Here is an 18,282-nt window from a genome sequence, read left to right as displayed (position 1 = left end):
TCGTTTATCCAACCTCTATACTGCTGTATATATTACCTTTGATTGCAACTCTGTGCGACCTTCGTTATGTTAGAACAATTACAGCGTCTACAAGCGCATATTGGTGTTTTAAAAACACGCTTACATCACTTAGAGCGAGAAAATACTTCGCTCACCGAAGCTAAGCAATTAGCTGAAACGGACCAACATGCACAAATTGTGCAGAAAAATAGCATCATCACGCAAAAGCAGGAAGAAGTTGATAACTTAACTGAACAACTGACTCAGTTACAAGATCAATTTAAACAACTGAATCAAGATGCAACAACTTTAGCGGAACGTTATAGCCGTTTAGAGAAAAGCACCACTGATTTGAAAAATCGCTTTCAAGAAATCTTGGCTGAGCGTAATGACCTACGTGTCAATAAAGAAAAATTACAAGCACAACAACGCCATAGTCAGCAAGAGATTCAAGATTTACAACAAGATCGTGATCGCTTATTACAAAAAAATGAGCTAGCAAAATCTAAAGTCGAGGCTATTATTCAGCGCCTTTCAATTTTAGGCACAGCACAGGATCAGCATGCACAAGAAATTCAGCAGCTTGCTCACCCTAATGCTGAAACCCAAGAGGAGATCTGATCATGAGTGAACCAATCGTTGTCGAACTTCGCTTAATTGAACAGACTTTCCGTCTTAATACGACAGAAGAAAAACGTGAAGAGTTAGAGCGTGCCGCAGAGCTACTTAATCAAAAATTCCATGACATGCGTCGTAGTGCCCCACGAGTTGAACATAATAAGCTTGTGATTATGGTTGCGTTACAGATGGCACAAGAAGTGTTTAGCTTAAATAAATCTTTGCAACAGTACGCTCATTGCGAACGGCTTTTAGAAACTATTCTAGAAGATGTTGAACAAAATATCTGAATGAAAAAAGCCTGAAATGCAAATTTCAGGCTTTTTTATTAAACAAGCTTTCACACAAAAATAATTTTTCCTTTTTATCTTACTCCCATTGTAATTTTTATCACTTCTCTATCTTTTGACCTCAATCAAAGTATTAACATAGAGTCAATTCATATGTTTATTTTTTAAATGTTATTCAGGAAAAAATGAATAATCCTGCTCTTTTCTTGCATAAATGACCTAAACATAAGCTTACACATTGTTAAGCTATACTTACAAATAATATTAGTGGAGTCCTTGCAACATCGTCAGAGTTCACTATAATGCAATCCATCTCTGGAGTACTCGCCAGCCGGTCTGATTCCCCTGAGCCGTGATATCCTTCTTAATTGGAAAGCGTTTCTGAATATTTAGCGTGTATGCCTACCCTGAGTAGGAAACCCAGACAATATACAGCGCTCTCCACCTTGAACCTTAGTGTTCAAGGGTAAAGACATGCAGCGGTACTTCTGGAGATTATTTTTTAATTAAAAAATCGATTTATTTATTATATTTTTCAATTCAGTCACTTCTATTTAACATCTTAACTGTAAACTTAAACTTACAAATCTCTCTATTTTCTCCCCTTGCGACAGCCCCTAATTTCACTATAATTAAAAACATCTCTGAGGTGTACGCCAGCCGGTCTGATTCCCCTGAGCCGTGATATCCTTCTTAATCGGAAAGCGTTTCTGAATATTTAGCGTGTATGCCTACCCTGAGTAGGAAACCCAGATAATATACAGCGCTCTCCACCTTGAACCTTAGTGTTCAAGGGTAAAGACATGCAGCGGCATTTTGGAGACCCATATTTGATTTCAAATAACGATTTATCCTGTTTTTAGATTTTATAATCTTATTAAACTTAATTTTCTAATTGTTAGTAAAACATACAAATCACAATATTTAACTCTTGTGGTCGTTGTTGATTTAACTATAATAGGAAACATCTCTAGGGTGTTCGCCAGTACGTCTATTCCCCTGCCGATACTTAAATTTATGGATGTGTTCTGTGTATTTTGAGTGTATGCCTGCCTCGAGTAGGAAACCCATTAAGTATGCGTCACCTCCACCTTGAACTCATCGGGTTCAGGGTAACGACCATGCAGCGGCACCTCTGGAGTATCTTTTTTAAATATAATTAAAATAATAATTTAACTTCTAATTATATCTTTAATAAAGCATTTATCTCGAATGAACCTTATGCTTTTAACAGTCCCCATTAATTATTTTTATAATAATTCATCACTATCGATTAAATATTGATTTAAAAATGCTGTGAAAGAATCTGCAATTTTTACTTTTTCTACCCCTCCCACTTGATATACAACACCATCCAAACCAAGCTGATCGAGTTGTACCACATACCCCCAACACCAGACTAGATAGTCCGAAAATACAAAACAGTTCGGATATAAATACTTATCTTTATCATAGTAGCTTGAAATACTTTCGAATAATTGAAAGTCAGCCAGCGACAAAAATGTAAAATAGTTATCATCCATATCTCGGTTAGCTATACCATTAAACTCTAAGAAGTAAGTTCTTAAAATTGGCGATAATTTGACTTGATACTTGTATTCAAAAGCCAAAATTTCCTGCCATGTTGCCGGTGTATTCAAGCTTACATTCTGTTTTTGTAATTTACTTTTAATCTTATTAATCACATCCATGATTTACTCTAATAGATATCAATCTAAATAAAGTAAATCATTTCTGCAGACTCAATGATCAATTCTTTGGATATGACTTATCACTCATCTTTCAAAGCACATTCATAATTGCTTGGGTCTTGTGAACAACGTACCTGTTTCAACAACTTCATCATATCTTTGTCGTAAAAACCTTCTTTGGTCATTTGAATCCTCGCTTCACGCATCAATCGAACATAACCAGGTTTGTCGCTTTCATTCAATTTCAACCAAAATTTATCAGGAATTTTTGCTTCAATCTTGTCGACAAATTCAAATGCAGGATTTAACTGCTTAGAAATGACTTCACGTGCAATCGATCCCATACCTGCTGGAAACTTATTACGGTGCATAATCAGCGTCCCTGTCACTTGAATCACAGGAAATTTAATAATCCCACCGACGGCCTTGCCTGATTTATCAGTCATGCCTTTTTGCAATTCAAGTGGCTCAAATAAAATGGCTGGACCTGCCATAATATCGACTTCTTTATTATTAAATTTCCCACCCACAGTTACCAAATCAACAGAGACAGGTTGAGCACCAACGTTCTGTACCAATTTCTTTTGGGTCTCATCAAATTGGAACACGGCAACTTTCTTACCTGCGGCTTTTGCCAAGGTATTAATATTACGATCTGTGACCATGATATAGGCTGCACCTAACGGTACAATTCCAACCACTTCATAATCATTATTTGTCATCTTTTCATCAAATTTTGGATTAGCCAAAACCTGAATCACTGAACTGAGCTGCTTATAGGTTTGTAATGCACCTATCGCATCGACACTGCCCACAAACTTATTAAACTGTTTTGCACGTAAATTACTAATTCCAGCCCCATCACAACGTTTACTACGGAAATCTTCAGTTAATACAGCTTCATTGGTATAGACCTTGAGATTGACCACAGTCGATGCCTGTTTTTTCAATTTTGGGTAATCAAAGTCTAATTTGAATTGTAAATGCGAAGGACGTGTCACGTTCATGTTTACACCAAACTGTTTGGCTACACGGACGATACTTGGAATTTCTGTGATGTAACTGGTTGCTTGCTCAAATGCTTCACTATGCTCACCATTTGGAGAAAACACGCATAAAGTGACTTGTTTAGGAATCTGTTGCCAAGTTTTGGGATCGTTTAATAATTGCTTAACTTTATTTTGTGAATGCGGAGAAAGCGTTAAATCTAGTTTCCCTTCGGGCGCAGCATAACTTGGACTTATCACCCCAAATGATGATGCCAAGATACATGACACAGCGAAAGGCCTCAAAAATGTCGTGAATTTATTATTTTGCATCACCTGTTCCATCCTTAGCTATTTCCCAATAGTTTTATTCAAATTAAGGATAAAGCATAGAAATAGAATTGACTGCTTTTCTTTGGATGGTGTCAATTGAGTCAAAATACAAAAAAATATTGACTATACGAGAATAAACATCCAAATCACAGAATTGCACTATAAAAATAAACCATTGAATAATAAAATTTTATGACCAATTTTTCGACTCAGATGCGATTCTTCTCAGCTTAAATAAACGACCAAACGACATTTTCATCTTGTCGCTTTAATAGAAAATTGGTCTGATAATCATCTTCGACCACAATGTGTTGATTCGAGATCATCTTTACTTTTAGTAATGTGTCATTTTCATAAACTAAATCATTTTTGCCTTCTTTGGTGAGGACAAGTATCTGATCGAGTACAATAAGTTCTTTAGAATCCAACATTGTTTTTCCCTCTATAAAACTGCTTTAAAAAATTTGAATATTTTTATCAAGCCAAGAAGTGAAACCACTCTCGTTACTTACCCCACAAATATTCAATCTAATTATTTAGATACATGAAACTGACATCTGAAAATGTTATTTCATGCGGCGTATATTAGATCACTTTTTAAACAAAATTAAAGCAAATTGTCAGACAGTTCACAAAAATTATTATTTATGCAGAATAAAACCAGAAAATTAAAAACCGCATAAAATCAATAAATTAAAACAAAAAGGAAGATTAAAAAAATAGACAAATATTAATGCCACTTATAGCAAAGTACTGAACACCGTTCAAATTAAGGAGAGTTTTTTACCATCAGGTATTACACGGGAATAAAAAAGGCCACCCTTAAGCAGCCATTTCTTATTGAATAAATTTACCAGCTTATATTTACACGTCGATTTGGAGCTAAGCAGCCTACAAGTTGACTATTTGCCCTATGTCCAGCACATTGCTGGTATAGATCCGTTTGGCTATTAGCTTGAATTTGAATGCGATTCGCATCAACCCCTTCATTGACCAACAGCTTAGCAACGGTATTGGCACGTTGTGCTGATAATTGATGGTTATAGGCAAATTTACCTAAAGGATCTGCAAAGCCAGCAACAATTACAGGGCTATTCGCTGGCGCTTGTTTGATCCGTTGTGCAATTGCTGCCACTGAACTAGGTCCCTGTTCAATTGCATTGGCATTTGAACGATCAAATGCAAAAAATACACTTGATGAACGTAGACTATTTAAATTGGTATCTGCTGGAACTTGATTATTCGCTCCCCAAGCCATTAAACCTTCACAGGCCTCGCCTTTCCACGATAAGCGTTCTGATAATGCTTGCTTGTCAAAGTCTACACGCAACTGACAACGTAAATAATCTTGGCTATTCGGCTGACGAACATCTAATACGTAGTTCCAAGTTTTAACAAAGAACAGACCCTCACTAAATTGAGGATTTCCCAATACATGTCGGATTTGGTCTTTGGTTAAACCTGTTCCTAAACGAGCAACATTATCGTATTCATAACGCTGCACTTGTTTGAGATAGCTCTTTTCAACTGCTGGAAATTTGATTTCCTCTTGTTGAACAACAACTTCATCATCTGCTGCAAATGTCACCATTGCGAAAGAAGATGTGATCCCGATAACCAATGCTTTTATCATATTTTTCATATTTTAACTCTCTTTATCTATTGGAGATGAGGAGAGCCTAAGGGCTCTCCTACATAACGAGTCCCTTAGTCAATTACGCCACTGATACCGATACGTACGCTTGGATCACCTTGTGATGCAGCAGCTACACCACCCGTGATTGACCAACGACCATTATCTGCAGTCTTACGTAAGGTTACGCCGACTGCATTTTCACCACCATGATAAGAAGCACCTGCTGAGTAAGTATATTTGCCAGCGATATATGGTGCAGCTTCCAATGCCATTGCCGCGGCAATACCAGCATTGGCTTTTTTCTCTACGTCATCAATACGTTGATTGGTTGAGTAGAATGCTTGCTCAAGACGATTACTTACATTGTCAATTTTACTATTCAATGCTTGATCGGCTTTGTTTAAAGCATCAACTGCTCCGCCAACATTGTTGTAATCTTTGCCCCCAACATTGTAGGTTGGGTTGGTGAAACTATTGGTAATGTTGTCATAACCAGCTCCGCCGCCTAAGAATTCAACAACTTTTTTGTTTGTTGCATTCAACTGAGAGCCATTCACCGCATCTTTGGATGTCGCACTAATTGCACCATCTTTAACGCCAGTTACAACACGATCACCATCTTTACCAGCCACATTGACACTTGTACCACCAGTGTCTTTACCAACCGTAATTTCACCATTGGCAGTCTGCTGTTGAACCAGACCAGACTTACCGTTGTTAATGTTACTAATGTTGTTATTAATGTTCTGAATATCAGTTGAGTTTTGATCAACTTGCTTCTGAACATTCCACAACTGACCACCATTCACAGCATCTTTAGAACCCTGAGCAACAGTACCATCTTTCACATTGGTAATCGTGGTGCCATTGGCTCCACCACCCAATGTAACCTTGTCTTTGTTGGCATCGTCGTATTTCACTGCATTATTAGCAAGCTCATTCACAGTGTTATTCACATTGCTGATTGCGCTATCCAATTGACCTTTGTTTACTGCATCAGTTGCTTTCGTACCTGCTGCAACATTGATAACTTGCTTATTGCCTGCATCAATGCCTTTAGTCGTCACACTTGGACCACCATCAATGATTAATCCAGTGTTGTTTAACACAACCGTATTATTACCAATTGTGATACCAGCATTATTCAGAACAGTATCACCTGCTTTCACAGAATCAACAGTTAAGTCTTTTGCTGTTGCAACTTCATAGTTATCAGAGCCATCTGCATTTTTGCTCTTATTCACAACAATATTCTGACCATTGGTTACAGTCGTTTTCGATGTTGTTCCTACAGAGCCAATCGCTTTGTCAAGTGCCGTTAATGCATCGCCAACATTGGTTTGATTACCTTGGGCTACATTATAAGTCGGTCCTGTAATTGTACCGTCATTATTAACTTTAGCACCGCCACCCAAACTATCTACAAGCGCAGTTTGAGTCTTGACAACTTGGTTACCCACAGCTTTCAACTGAGCAACATTCACGGCATCGGCATCGTCACTACCTGCTGCAACACCCGTGATTTGACGATAAATACCACTCGCCGCATCACCCACTGCAACTGCACCAGTAGTTGAAGTTGTTTTATCAATTGCTGTCTTATCTGCACTTGTGATAGCAGATAATGCATAACCCGCAACACCCGCACCCGTTGTCGCTGCTGAACCATTACCCAACACAACTGATCCAGCTACTGTTTTGGTTACATTGTTACCAAGGACAAAAGTATCATTTGTAAGCACTTGATTATTGTTACCCACAGAATAACTGTTCGCACCATCAACAATTGTTGGATCACCGATTGCACCAGAGTGATCACCTTTCACTTTGTTACCAGTACCAATGCTGATTGATTGTAATCCAGATGCCTCGGCACCTTGACCAATTGCAATTGACTCTTTTCCTCCAGCCTTACTGTTATGACCTAAAGCAACTGCACTGTCTGCACCAGTTGAAACAATTGCATTTACACCAATCGCAGTAGAGTTGATACCACCTGCACTTGAGTCATTGGTTGCTCCTAAATCGCCTTTAGAAGTATCCGCATTGGTATGGAAGAATTTAATACCATCGGTATTCATCTTCTGTACCGTTTGACCAATCGTCAGGCGATCCGTCGTTTCTTGACCTTGCTTACCCAAGTCTTTCTTTGCATCGTCTAACTTGTTGTTGGTGTCCGTGATTTGGTTACCCAAGTCTTTCTTCGCATCATCCAACTTAGTATTGGTATCAGTAATCTTGCCATCTAAACCATCTTTAACTTTGGTTAACTGGTCAACATTGACTGCATCTTTACCATTCACACCATCTGCAACATTGCTAATGACCTTATTACCTGCATTGATGCCATCTTTAGTGATGCTTGGACCATCTTTAATGATCACACCCTTGTCGTTTAATACCGTGTCGCCAGTGGTGATGCTGTCGAACTTCGCATCTTTCAACAATTCAACTTTGATACCATCTGCTGTAGTACGGGTAATCACGTTTTCACCGCTGGTTTTGTCTTCTGCAGTCGCTGCATCAGCACCACCAACGATATTTAACTTCTCACCCAACTTACGATGTACATCTGCACCTGCATTACCTGCAAAGTTTAGACCTTTATTGGTCAGATCATTAACACCTGTAGTGACTTTGTCATCTACCGACTTGATTGCATCATTGATGTTGTCTTTACCAGTTCCGCCAATATTATTGGTGCTGATGCTACCGTCTTTATTAACAGTCGTGTTACCGCCAATGCTGTTCTTAATGCTGTCAGAAATATTCTGAATCTGACCACCGTTCACTGCATCTTTTGAACCTTTGGCAATTGAACCATCTGCAACATTGCTGATAACTTTATCACCCGCATTGATGCCATCTTTAGTGATGCTCGGACCATCTTTAATGGTTACACCCTTGTCGTTTAATACCGTGTCGCCAGTGGTGATGCTGTCAAATTTCGCATCTTTCAACAATTCAACTTTGATGCCATCTGCTGTGGTACGGGTAATCACGTTTTCACCGCTGGTCTTGTCTTCTGCTGTTGCAGCATCAGCACCACCAACGATATTTAACTTCTCACCCAACTTACGATGTACATCCGCACCAGCATTACCGGCAAAGTTCAGACCTTTGTTTTCCAACTCAGTCTTAGTGTTGTCAATTTTGGTGTTAAATTCAGTTTTGGTGTTATTGATCGTGTTGTTGAGCTCAGTCTTAGTATCTGTGATCTGATTGCTGAGGCACCATCACCCGTTGCTTGTGCAACAGCACCAAATGCAGAAGCACCTTTGCCCGCAGCATTTGACATCACACCAAAAGCAGATGAAGCATCACCTGTCGCCTTAGAGGTCATACCGAAAGCCGAAGCAAATGCTCCTGTTCCTACAGCTTGAACACCAACTGCAGTAGAGCCATGATTTGCTTCAGTTGTTGGGTATTTACCAGCTTGTAACTTTCCGCCTGTGATTTCGGTGTATTTTTGGCTTAATTCAGTATCACGAGCAATTTTATCAACATCATCACCACCAATTGCAACAGATGAGTTACCGCGTGCAATTACATCTGCGCCAATTGCAATGGATTGATCACCGATTGCTTTAGTTTGATCACCAATTGCAATCGACTGATTACTATATCTAGACGCGCTACCCGTCGCACCTTTTGTTGATGCATTACGACCGATCGATACATCACCACTACCAACTGTCTCGCTTGCACTACCTACAGCAATTGCACCAGTACCTACGCCTTTTGCATTTGAGCCAACCGCGACTGCCTCTATGCCATTAGAAGTTGTATTTACACCGACAGCAATTGAGTTACGACCTTTAGCGCCATCATTCTCATAATTGCTACCTTTCGTGCCATTATCATTAATACTAACGTAATGTGTTTTTGCTTCTGCTACGGCACTTTTAAGTTGAGATACATTCACCGCATCATTATCTTTGACACCTTCTGCGATATTTGTAACTCTTAAAAATCTATCGTCTTCCCAAGCACCTTGTTCTTTACCTTGATAGTACTTAGGATCACCTTTTTTATGCCCAAAAGACACTGTAAAGTCTTCTGTTGTACTCGCTTGACCACCAATTGCAACTGAATTATCCCCATAAGCAATTGCATCATTACCAATTGCGATAGCCCCTTTACCATCAAGATTCGGTTGTCTTGACTCAGCTCTTGAGCCACTACCAATCGCAATTGAACCTCTACCTGTTGACTGCACATCATTACCCACTGCAATAGCAAAATCACTATTTGCACAAGATTGGGTATTGCCCCCACCTACAATTACAGAGCCAGAATTATTACATTTATTCGGTGTGCTACTTCCATTCCCCAGTACTGTCCCTGCAAGTGCATTTGAAGAGAAAGTAACAGCCCCAACTAAAACTGCAGCAGATAAATTGAGAACTTTTGATTTGGTTTTTGTTTTGCTTTTTGCGAGTTCTGATGTTGCAACCCATGCGCCAATCGATGCATTCCAAACCACTTTATATACTTTATTCATAAAAATTCTCAGATAATTACTACAGTTATTGATGGTCTAAAAATGCCAATGAGCATTTTTAGTTCGGTGCTAAAAAAAGAGTCGCGGATGCTAATAAAACCAAGGAAATTGGTAAAGTATGAATAAACATTTTTATCTATAAAGTGAGATATATTTCTCATATTCACAAAACAAACAATTGATTAAATATTTGATTAAAATAATAAAAATAATTATTTGTTTCATTTTGTTTTTATTGTGTTTTATTTTATAAAGAACATGAAAAATAGAGTAATTACTCTTTAATGTATTAATAAATAATATTCAATACCTCAAACACCCATTAATTATTGGAATAAATAATTAAAACCATATTTGTTAGAATAAATACAGATTGATATATAAGTTGTTAATTTTACTTAAAAGTATAAAAAGCTTTGATTTTAGAATTCAGACAGTAAATCAGGTATGATTGCCTTTACCTCAAAACAGTTTTTTTAAACCTTATGAGTCAGACATTAAACACATTAAGAAAACAACTCCGTTCAAAAAGAAGACAACTCTCTCATTACGAACAAAAGAAAGCTGAACAACGTGTTTTGGTTCAACTTAGACAATTTACTCGATTTAAATCCGCATCAAAAATTGGACTTTATTTACATGCCTTTGGTGAAGTACATACCGATCAACTGTTAAAGCTTTGTTTTAGGCAAAATAAACAAGTTTATTTGCCCATGATTTGTAATATGAATCAGCATTTAGTTTGGGTAAAAGTGAGCTCGAGACAATATTTAAATAAGAGATTTTCCCATCACCCCCTGGGAATGAAAGAGCCGATGGCAAGTCGTGGCAAACATGTTTCATATTTAGACTTACTCATTATGCCTTTACTGGCTTGTGATCAGTTTGGAACACGTATTGGCATGGGCGGCGGCTATTATGATCGAACCTTGGCATCAGCCAAACATCGTCCTTACCGTCTTGGCCTTGCTCACACATTTCAATATGTTGACACCCCACTATTAAGGCAGAAATGGGACCAACCATTAAATGCCTTACTTTGCCCTAAAAAGTTTTATTATTTCATGCCTTAGCATGCTTTTTTTCTTATTTCCGCAATGAATCTTGAGTAATTTAGTCTTTTTTTTATATTTTCTAATCCTACCCCCTTGTATTTTTTCAAATGCACATCACTATAAAAAACATGGCAACACCGTTGTCACTCATTAGGAGTGCCCATGTCTGAATATATCTTAAACAATGAAACTAGCTTAGAGCCACAGGTTCCAAGTGTATTACCACTATTAGCGTTACGTGATGTTGTGGTGTATCCACACATGCAAATCGCGCTATTCGTGGGTCGTGAAAAATCGATCAATGCAGTGGATGTGGCTCGTAACAGTGACAATTTAGTATTTGTAGTTGCGCAAAAAGATTCGCTCACAGAAGAAATTGATCACGATAATCTCTATCAATATGGAACCGTGGCTAAGATCGTACAAGTAGTCAATCATGAAAATGATGAAAACTGCATTAAAGTACTTATTGAAGGTCTACATCGTTCTAAGTTAGAACGCATTATTGACGGAGAAGAATACTTAACAGCTGAACATCATTTAAGCCCAATGACATTACCTTTGGACGAAGAGACCCAAGAGACTCGCTTAAATGAATTACGTACCCTATTCGCTCAATATGCAGAAGCGAAACTACGTAATGCACGTGAACTCGTTGCAGCAGCAAACAAAATCGAAGACTTATTGCAATTGATGTTCTTCGTTGCAACTCGTGTACCTTTAAATATTGAAGTGAAACAAAAATTTTTAGAGCACGACGAGTTTGAAGATCACTTACAAGAGTTAATGAGCTATTTGATGAATCAATCTGCTGAACAGCAAATTGAGCAAACGCTGCATGACAGTGTAAAACGCCAAATGGAAAAGAACCAACGTGAATACTTTCTAAATGAAAAAATGAAGGTCATTCAACGTGAACTTTCCGATATGAATGGCGGTGCGGAAGATGACGTTGCAGAAATTGAAAAACGTCTTGCGGAAGCAGATTTACCTGAGCACGTACGTAAAAAAGCTGAAGCTGAGTTTCGTAAGCTGAAAGCGATGCAACCTGCTTCAAGCGAAGCTGCTGTTGTTCGCAACTATCTAGAAGTTATTTTAGATACGCCTTGGAATAAAGCCAGCAAGGTCAGTATTAACCTTGCGAAAGCACAGGAAATTCTTGATACAGATCATTACGGCTTAGATGACGTAAAAGATCGTATTGTTGAATACTTGGCAGTTCAGTCTCGTGTTAAAAAACTCAAAGGTCCGATCCTATGTTTGGTTGGTCCTCCAGGTGTTGGTAAGACTTCACTCGGTGAATCAGTTGCAAAAGCAACAGGTCGTGAGTTTGTCCGTATGGCACTCGGTGGTGTACGTGATGAAGCCGAGATTCGTGGTCACCGTCGTACTTATATTGGTGCGATGCCAGGTAAGATCGTGCAGTCATTGACGAAAGTCGGTGTCAAGAACCCATTGTTCTTACTCGATGAAATCGACAAGATGGCACAAGATTACCGTGGTGATCCTGCTTCAGCGTTGCTTGAAGTACTTGATCCATCACAAAACAGCAAGTTCAATGACCATTATTTAGATCTTGACCTTGACCTTTCAGAAGTGATGTTCATCTGTACTGCAAACAGCATGAATATTCCTGAGGCCTTGCTGGATCGTATGGAAGTCATTCGTCTTCCGGGTTATACCGAAGATGAAAAAGTGAATATTGCTGAACGTTACCTTGTTCCAAAAGCGATCAAGAACAATGGTTTACGTGCAAAAGAATTGACTGTTCACGAAGAGGCAATCCGCGACATCGTACAACGTTATACACGTGAAGCGGGTGTTCGTAGTTTAGAGCGTGAAGTGTCTAAAATTGCCCGTAAAGTCGTGAAAGAAGCGGTGAGCAAGAAGTCTAAAAACTTACAGATTGACGTGACTTCAGCCAATCTTCCTGAATACTTAGGTCCACATAAGTTTGACTTCGGTATTGCAGAAGATGAAGCACAAGTGGGTCGTGTTAATGGCTTGGCTTGGACCTCTGTCGGTGGTGAATTACTTACCATTGAAGTTGCAGCAGTCAAAGGTAAAGGTAAATTCATTACTACTGGTTCACTTGGTGATGTAATGAAGGAATCAATTACCGCTGCGATGACTGTAGTACGTACGCGTGCTGATGAATTGGGAATTGAAGCATCACGTTTTGAAGAAACAGATGTGCATGTTCACTTGCCTGAAGGCGCAACGCCAAAAGATGGTCCATCTGCTGGTTTAGCCCTGACCACTGCCCTTGTGTCGGCATTTACAGGTATTCCGATTCGTCCAGATATCGCGATGACAGGTGAAACCAGTTTAGGTGGTCGCGCGATGCGTATTGGTGGCTTAAAAGAGAAACTTCTTGCGGCTCACCGTGGTGGAATCAAACTGGTGTTTATTCCACAAGATAACGTCCGTGATTTGGCTGAAATTCCTGACAATGTCAAAGAAGGATTAGAAATCAAAGCAGTGAAAAGCATTGATGAAATTCTACCTTTAGCACTGACAGATACACCAAAGCCTTTGCCAAAGACACCGATTGTAAAACCAGTCGAAGAAGCAAAAGCAGCACGTCACTAATCAGTAAATGATTGGACATAAAAGAGAGCTTCGGCTCTCTTTTTTTGTTACACAATATGGTTGAAAAATAACCAACATGCGGCATAATAAAATAGAGTCGATAAAAACAAAGGCTAAATTTGACTCATGAACTCATTTTAGCGCCATCCGAACTCCAGACGGATGGCACTTTGATCGCAGCTCATACGCGTTTTGAGCTGCGTTTTTTATGACTATGCTACAACTGCTTTTTGTATTTTTTATGACTAGATAAACCATACTTACCTGCATGTAACAAAGAACAGCGTTTATAATAGGGCTCATTTCCTCAAGCACACACGCCTATGAAAATCCGCATTCTCACCATTGGTCAAAAAATGCCTGCTTGGGTGTTAACTGGATTTGAAGACTATTTCAAACGTATCCAGCCCTTTGTACAAACACAGGTGATTGAGCTTCCAATGGCAAAGCGTGGCAAAAATGACTCTGAGGCAGATATTTTGAAATACTGTCAAATTGAAGGTGAAAGTATTCTAAATGCACTCAAATCCAATGAAACCTTGATTGCTTTAGAAGTAAATGGTCGTGAGCTGAGTACGGAAAAGTTAGCTGATACGATGAAACAATGGATGCTTGAAGGCAATGATATTGCGATTGCAATTGGTGGTCCTGATGGGCATTCCGATGCTGTTCGTAAAGCTGCTGCTTGGCATTGGTCATTGTCAAAACTGACCATGCCGCACCCAATGGTACGTATTCTACTGATTGAGCAACTTTATCGTGCCATGAGTATTAATCATAACCACCCGTACCATCGTGCTTAAAACTGTTCTAATTTTAGAACAACATGTTGAAATTTAAGGGCTATCACTGCAGTACTGAATTTGTCAGGATAATGGTGTATTCCCTTTCAGGTGTTTATTTATGGATCTGCAAACTTTACCCGGATTATTTATTTCTCATGGTTCGCCCATGCTGGCACTTGATCCAGAGCAAGTGGGTCCTGCACTGCATCGTCTGGGCAGTAACTTGCCGAAACCACAGGCCATTGTGGTGATGTCAGCGCACTGGGAAAGCCAAGCCTTAGAAGTCAACACTTCAACACGCCCAGAAACGTGGCATGACTTCCGTGGCTTTCCGCCTGAATTATATGACATTCGTTACCCTGCGGCAGGCGCACCAAAACTGGCAGAAGAAATCCTCTCGCGCTTTGCAACAGCGGGTATTTCTGCACATGCCAATAGTACCCGTCCACGCGATCATGGCGTCTGGATGCCGCTTTTGCACATGTATCCAGATGCAGATATCCCAGTGATTGAGATTTCACTCCCCCTTTATATGAGTGCTGATGACATTTACCATGTTGGAGAAGTACTCTCACCTTTACGAGAGCAACAAATTCTGTTGATCGGTTCAGGTAGTATTACTCACAATCTGGCTGAATTGTCATGGCATGCTGATGCCGATGTACCCGCATGGGCCAGTACTTTCCGTAATACAGTGGTCAGTAAACTCAGTCATCAAGATTACGATGCGGTACTAGATTGGCCATCTTTGCCTTATATTGAGCGTAATCACCCGAGCCTTGAGCACCTTGCGCCACTATTCTTTGCAATGGGTACAGGTCATCGTTTCAATATTGTACATAGCAGCTTCTCGATGGGCTCGTTGGGTATGGATATTTATCGTTTTGATTAAATAACCAACTACATCACATAAAAATAAAATGGGCTTGCTCAAAATAACGGCAAGCCTATAAATCTGCTATATTTTTCCAAAATTTTACAAATAGAAACATTTAACAAACTTAATTGCTAAAAGGATGACATGTTCTCTTTTTAAGAATCCTTTAAGCTTATGTCTGTTATTTATTTATCGTTGTTTTGAATATGAAAATCAAATATTTAGTTCTTGCATTACTTCCGCTTTCTTTAATGGCGTGCCAAACTGTGCAAAATGTAACTGATAATGTAATTTCTCAAATTAATACAACTGCTGCAAAAAACCTAACTGAATATAATTGGACCTACCAAGGTTCTAAAGCATCTAAACCTTTAGTGTTATCTTTTAACGCTGACCAAAAACTTGCAATCCAAACTGGCTGTAACAACCAAGGCGGTACTTGGGCTGTTGAAAACAACAAGATTGTAACGTCCCCGCTTGTATCAACAATGATGGCTTGTGCTGATGATTTAATGCAGCAAGAGCGCTTATCTGCTGACATCTTCAGCGAGAAAAAAGTACCATTTGAAATCAGCACAGTAAATGGTCAAGCAATTTTGACTGTTACTGATGCCAAAGGTCAAAAGCATGTATTTACAGGTGCAAAAGTGGCAAATAGCAACGTATTAACTAACTACACTTGGTCATATCAACCTGCTAATACTAAACGTCCAATCGTATTAAGCTTCTTAGCCAATGATCGCTTATCTGTAGACACAGGTTGCAACCGTTTAAATACATCATGGAAAATTGAAAATGGTTTAATCGCTACAGGTGATGGTGCATCAACCATGATGGCATGTGAACCAGCATTGATGGCGCAAGAAAAATTCGCGGGTGATCTTCTACAAAAACGTCAAATCGCGTTTGAAGTAAATACAGCCAACCCAGAGCAACCAACATTGGTAATCGCGGATGCTAAAGGTCAAAAATATACTTTCGTTGGTAAAATGACCCCAGAAGCAAAATACCAGTCTGAAGGTAAAACAGTTTTCTTAGAAATTTCACCTGAAACTAAATCTTGCACAGGCGTGGCACCACAAACTTGTATGCAAGTTCGTGAAATCAAATATGATGACAAAGGTTTAAAAACTTACGCAGATAAAAACTGGTCATTGTACTACGGTCAAATCGAAGGTTTTGAACACAACCCACAACAACGTGTGATTGTACGTGTTAAACGTTTTGACATTAAAAACCCTGCTGCTGACCAATCAAGCATTGCAGACGTACTCGATATGGTTGTTGAGCAAGAGATTGTGAAAAAACCATAATTTCATTCAGAAATAAAAAAATCCGATGCTTTGTCATCGGATTTTTTATGGGAAGCCCCCTCTTTATTAAAGAGGGATTTCGTACGATTTTTAATAAATACCCTGCGCTAAAATTGCATCAGCAACTTTTACAAAACCTGCAATATTCGCCCCATCAACATAGTTAATTGAGCCATCTTCCTGAGTCCCGTATTTGACACAGTTACGATGGATCTCTTTCATAATCGCATGTAAGCGCTCATCAACCTGTTCAAATGACCAACCCAAGCGATTGGCATTCTGCGACATTTCCAAACCTGAAGTTGCTACCCCACCTGCATTCGATGCTTTACCTGGTGCATACAGGATTTTCGCTGCAATAAATTTTTCAACCGCTTCAAGTGTAGATGGCATATTCGCGCCTTCTGCTACGCAAATCACGCCATTCGACAATAACGTTACTGCATCTTCAGCATTCAGCTCATTTTGTGTTGCACAAGGTAGAGCAATATCGATTGGGATATGCCACGGCGTTTTGCCTTCGAAATATTCAAAACCATGCTTTGATGCAAATTCTGACATCCGACCACGTTGAACATTTTTCAATTCCATCACTTCATCGAGCAAAGCCTTAGTGAAGCCATTCTTTAAATAGACCGTACCATTTGAATCAGACAAAGTCACAACTTTAGCGCCTAAGAACATCGCTTTTTCTGCGGCATATTGCGCCACATTGCCTGAACCTGAAATCGATACGGTTTTATTGGAAAAACTATCGCCACGAGTTTTCAGCATTTCCTCTGCAAAATACACTGTGCCATAGCCTGTTGCTTCAGGGCGAGCCAATGAACCGCCAAATGAAATCCCTTTACCTGTAAATACGCAAGATGTGTCGTTACTTAACTTTTTCATCATGCCTGTCATATAGCCAACTTCTCGACCACCCACCCCAATATCCCCAGCAGGAATATCGGTATTTGAGCCTAGATGACGGTATAGCTCCAGCATCAAAGCTTGGCAGAAGCGCATGATTTCTGCTTCAGATTTACCTTTAGGGTCAAAATCCGAACCGCCTTTACCACCGCCCATTGGCAGAGTAGTTAGCGCATTTTTAAAGGTTTGCTCAAAGCCTAAAAACTTTAAAATGGACAAATTCACAGAAGGATGGAAACGCATTCCCCCTTTGTATGGACCAATTGCAGAGTTGTATTGAACGCGGAAACCACGATTGACATGGGTCTGACCTTGGTCATCCATCCACGATACACGGAATTGAATCGCTCGCTCAGGTTCAACCAGTCTTTCTAGCAAGCCATATTGAGCATATTTCGGATTTTTCTCAATGAATGGCCACAAGCTGGTCATCACTTCTTCGACCGCTTGCAAAAATTCAGGTTGATATGGATCTCTAGCTTTAACATAATCCAGAAAGTCATTTAAGCTATTGTATTTCAACATTCACCCCCGAGCTTGTGATTTATCTTGGTGCTAAAAATGCACCAAAATAGAGTTTCCATCTATTAAATACAGATTACTATTTCATCACAATATTATTTTTAAGCTTAACTATTTTTATTAATTAAAATCATTTACTTATGTTAATAAATATTCATTATTTATATA

At 39.2% G+C, this 18,282-nt stretch carries 14 protein-coding genes and 3 other RNA genes; 10 read left to right on the top strand and 7 right to left on the bottom strand.

The annotated features are described in order from the left end of the window. The first annotated feature begins 66 nt into the window (after positions 1-66). The 5 genes from F902_RS07405 (at position 67) to ssrS (F902_RS22065) (ending at position 2,054) form a co-directional block, all read left to right on the top strand. Positions 67-621 (top strand): hypothetical protein, encoded by a 555-nt coding sequence (locus F902_RS07405; protein WP_004808598.1) that lies wholly within the window; start codon positions 67-69, stop codon positions 619-621. 2 nt (positions 622-623) lie between these two features. After that, positions 624-908, top strand: coding sequence for a cell division protein ZapA (locus F902_RS07400; RefSeq protein ID WP_005202351.1), 285 nt, complete (start codon positions 624-626; stop codon positions 906-908). 309 nt (positions 909-1,217) lie between these two features. Continuing rightward, a non-coding RNA gene (gene ssrS / locus F902_RS22075) (6S RNA) lies at positions 1,218-1,407 on the top strand. 139 nt (positions 1,408-1,546) lie between these two features. Continuing rightward, positions 1,547-1,735: non-coding RNA, 6S RNA (ssrS, locus tag F902_RS22070), on the top strand. Positions 1,736-1,872: 137 nt separating this feature from the next. After that, positions 1,873-2,054, top strand: a non-coding RNA gene (gene ssrS / locus F902_RS22065) — 6S RNA. 104 nt (positions 2,055-2,158) lie between these two features. Here the strand turns inward: ssrS (F902_RS22065) and F902_RS07395 are convergent. The 6 genes from F902_RS07395 to F902_RS23105 form a co-directional block, all read right to left on the bottom strand. Further along, the gene (locus tag F902_RS07395) at positions 2,159-2,599 is read right to left on the bottom strand and encodes an SMI1/KNR4 family protein (RefSeq protein ID WP_005202350.1); all 441 of its coding nucleotides are present in this window, start codon (positions 2,597-2,599) and stop codon (positions 2,159-2,161) included. Between the two features lie 80 nt (positions 2,600-2,679). Continuing rightward, positions 2,680-3,918 carry a putative solute-binding protein gene (locus F902_RS07390; RefSeq protein ID WP_005202349.1) on the bottom strand — a complete coding sequence of 413 codons (1,239 nt, stop codon included), beginning with the start codon at positions 3,916-3,918 and terminating at the stop codon, positions 2,680-2,682. Positions 3,919-4,148: 230 nt separating this feature from the next. After that, positions 4,149-4,349: a hypothetical protein gene (locus tag F902_RS07385; RefSeq protein WP_004808602.1), complete on the bottom strand. Its 201-nt coding sequence runs from the start codon at positions 4,347-4,349 to the stop codon at positions 4,149-4,151. A 419-nt stretch (positions 4,350-4,768) separates the two neighbouring features. Beyond that, entirely contained in the window at positions 4,769-5,560 is a 792-nt protein-coding gene (tpgA, locus tag F902_RS07380) for a trimeric autotransporter adhesin/peptidogylcan-associated protein TpgA (protein ID WP_005202348.1), read from the bottom strand. Between the two features lie 65 nt (positions 5,561-5,625). After that, positions 5,626-8,685, bottom strand: a complete 3,060-nt coding sequence (locus F902_RS07375) for a YadA-like family protein (RefSeq protein ID WP_005202347.1) — start codon at positions 8,683-8,685, stop codon at positions 5,626-5,628. Further along, complete coding sequence (locus tag F902_RS23105; RefSeq protein ID WP_005202346.1) at positions 8,667-10,058, bottom strand: ESPR-type extended signal peptide-containing protein; 1,392 nt, start codon at positions 10,056-10,058, stop codon at positions 8,667-8,669. The genes F902_RS07375 and F902_RS23105 overlap by 19 nt, the downstream gene beginning before the upstream one ends. A gap of 485 nt (positions 10,059-10,543) precedes the next feature. Here F902_RS23105 and F902_RS07365 point away from each other — a divergent pair, with 485 nt between their 5' ends. From F902_RS07365 to F902_RS07345, 5 genes are all read left to right on the top strand, one after another. Then, positions 10,544-11,131, top strand: a complete 588-nt coding sequence (locus F902_RS07365; RefSeq protein WP_005202345.1) for a 5-formyltetrahydrofolate cyclo-ligase — start codon at positions 10,544-10,546, stop codon at positions 11,129-11,131. Between the two features lie 144 nt (positions 11,132-11,275). Continuing rightward, entirely contained in the window at positions 11,276-13,705 is a 2,430-nt protein-coding gene (gene lon, locus F902_RS07360) for an endopeptidase La (RefSeq protein WP_005202342.1), read from the top strand. 323 nt (positions 13,706-14,028) lie between these two features. Next, on the top strand, positions 14,029-14,508 hold the full coding sequence (gene rlmH / locus F902_RS07355) for a 23S rRNA (pseudouridine(1915)-N(3))-methyltransferase RlmH (RefSeq protein ID WP_004801239.1): 480 nt from the start codon (positions 14,029-14,031) through the stop codon (positions 14,506-14,508). Between the two features lie 100 nt (positions 14,509-14,608). Next, the gene (locus F902_RS07350) at positions 14,609-15,382 is read left to right on the top strand and encodes a DODA-type extradiol aromatic ring-opening family dioxygenase (RefSeq protein WP_005202340.1); all 774 of its coding nucleotides are present in this window, start codon (positions 14,609-14,611) and stop codon (positions 15,380-15,382) included. Between the two features lie 191 nt (positions 15,383-15,573). After that, positions 15,574-16,680, top strand: coding sequence for an META and DUF4377 domain-containing protein (locus F902_RS07345; protein ID WP_005202338.1), 1,107 nt, complete (start codon positions 15,574-15,576; stop codon positions 16,678-16,680). 90 nt (positions 16,681-16,770) lie between these two features. On the opposite strand, the gene gdhA is transcribed toward F902_RS07345, so the two are convergent. After that, positions 16,771-18,117 (bottom strand): NADP-specific glutamate dehydrogenase, encoded by a 1,347-nt coding sequence (gene gdhA, locus F902_RS07340; protein ID WP_005202337.1) that lies wholly within the window; start codon positions 18,115-18,117, stop codon positions 16,771-16,773. Between the last annotated feature and the right edge of the window lie 165 nt (positions 18,118-18,282).

This window comes from Acinetobacter higginsii (genome assembly GCF_000369525.1).
GTDB lineage: Bacteria > Pseudomonadota > Gammaproteobacteria > Pseudomonadales > Moraxellaceae > Acinetobacter > Acinetobacter higginsii.
The sequence above is the reverse complement of the archived record's forward strand: the minus strand, read 5'-3'. Positions and strand labels throughout refer to the sequence as shown.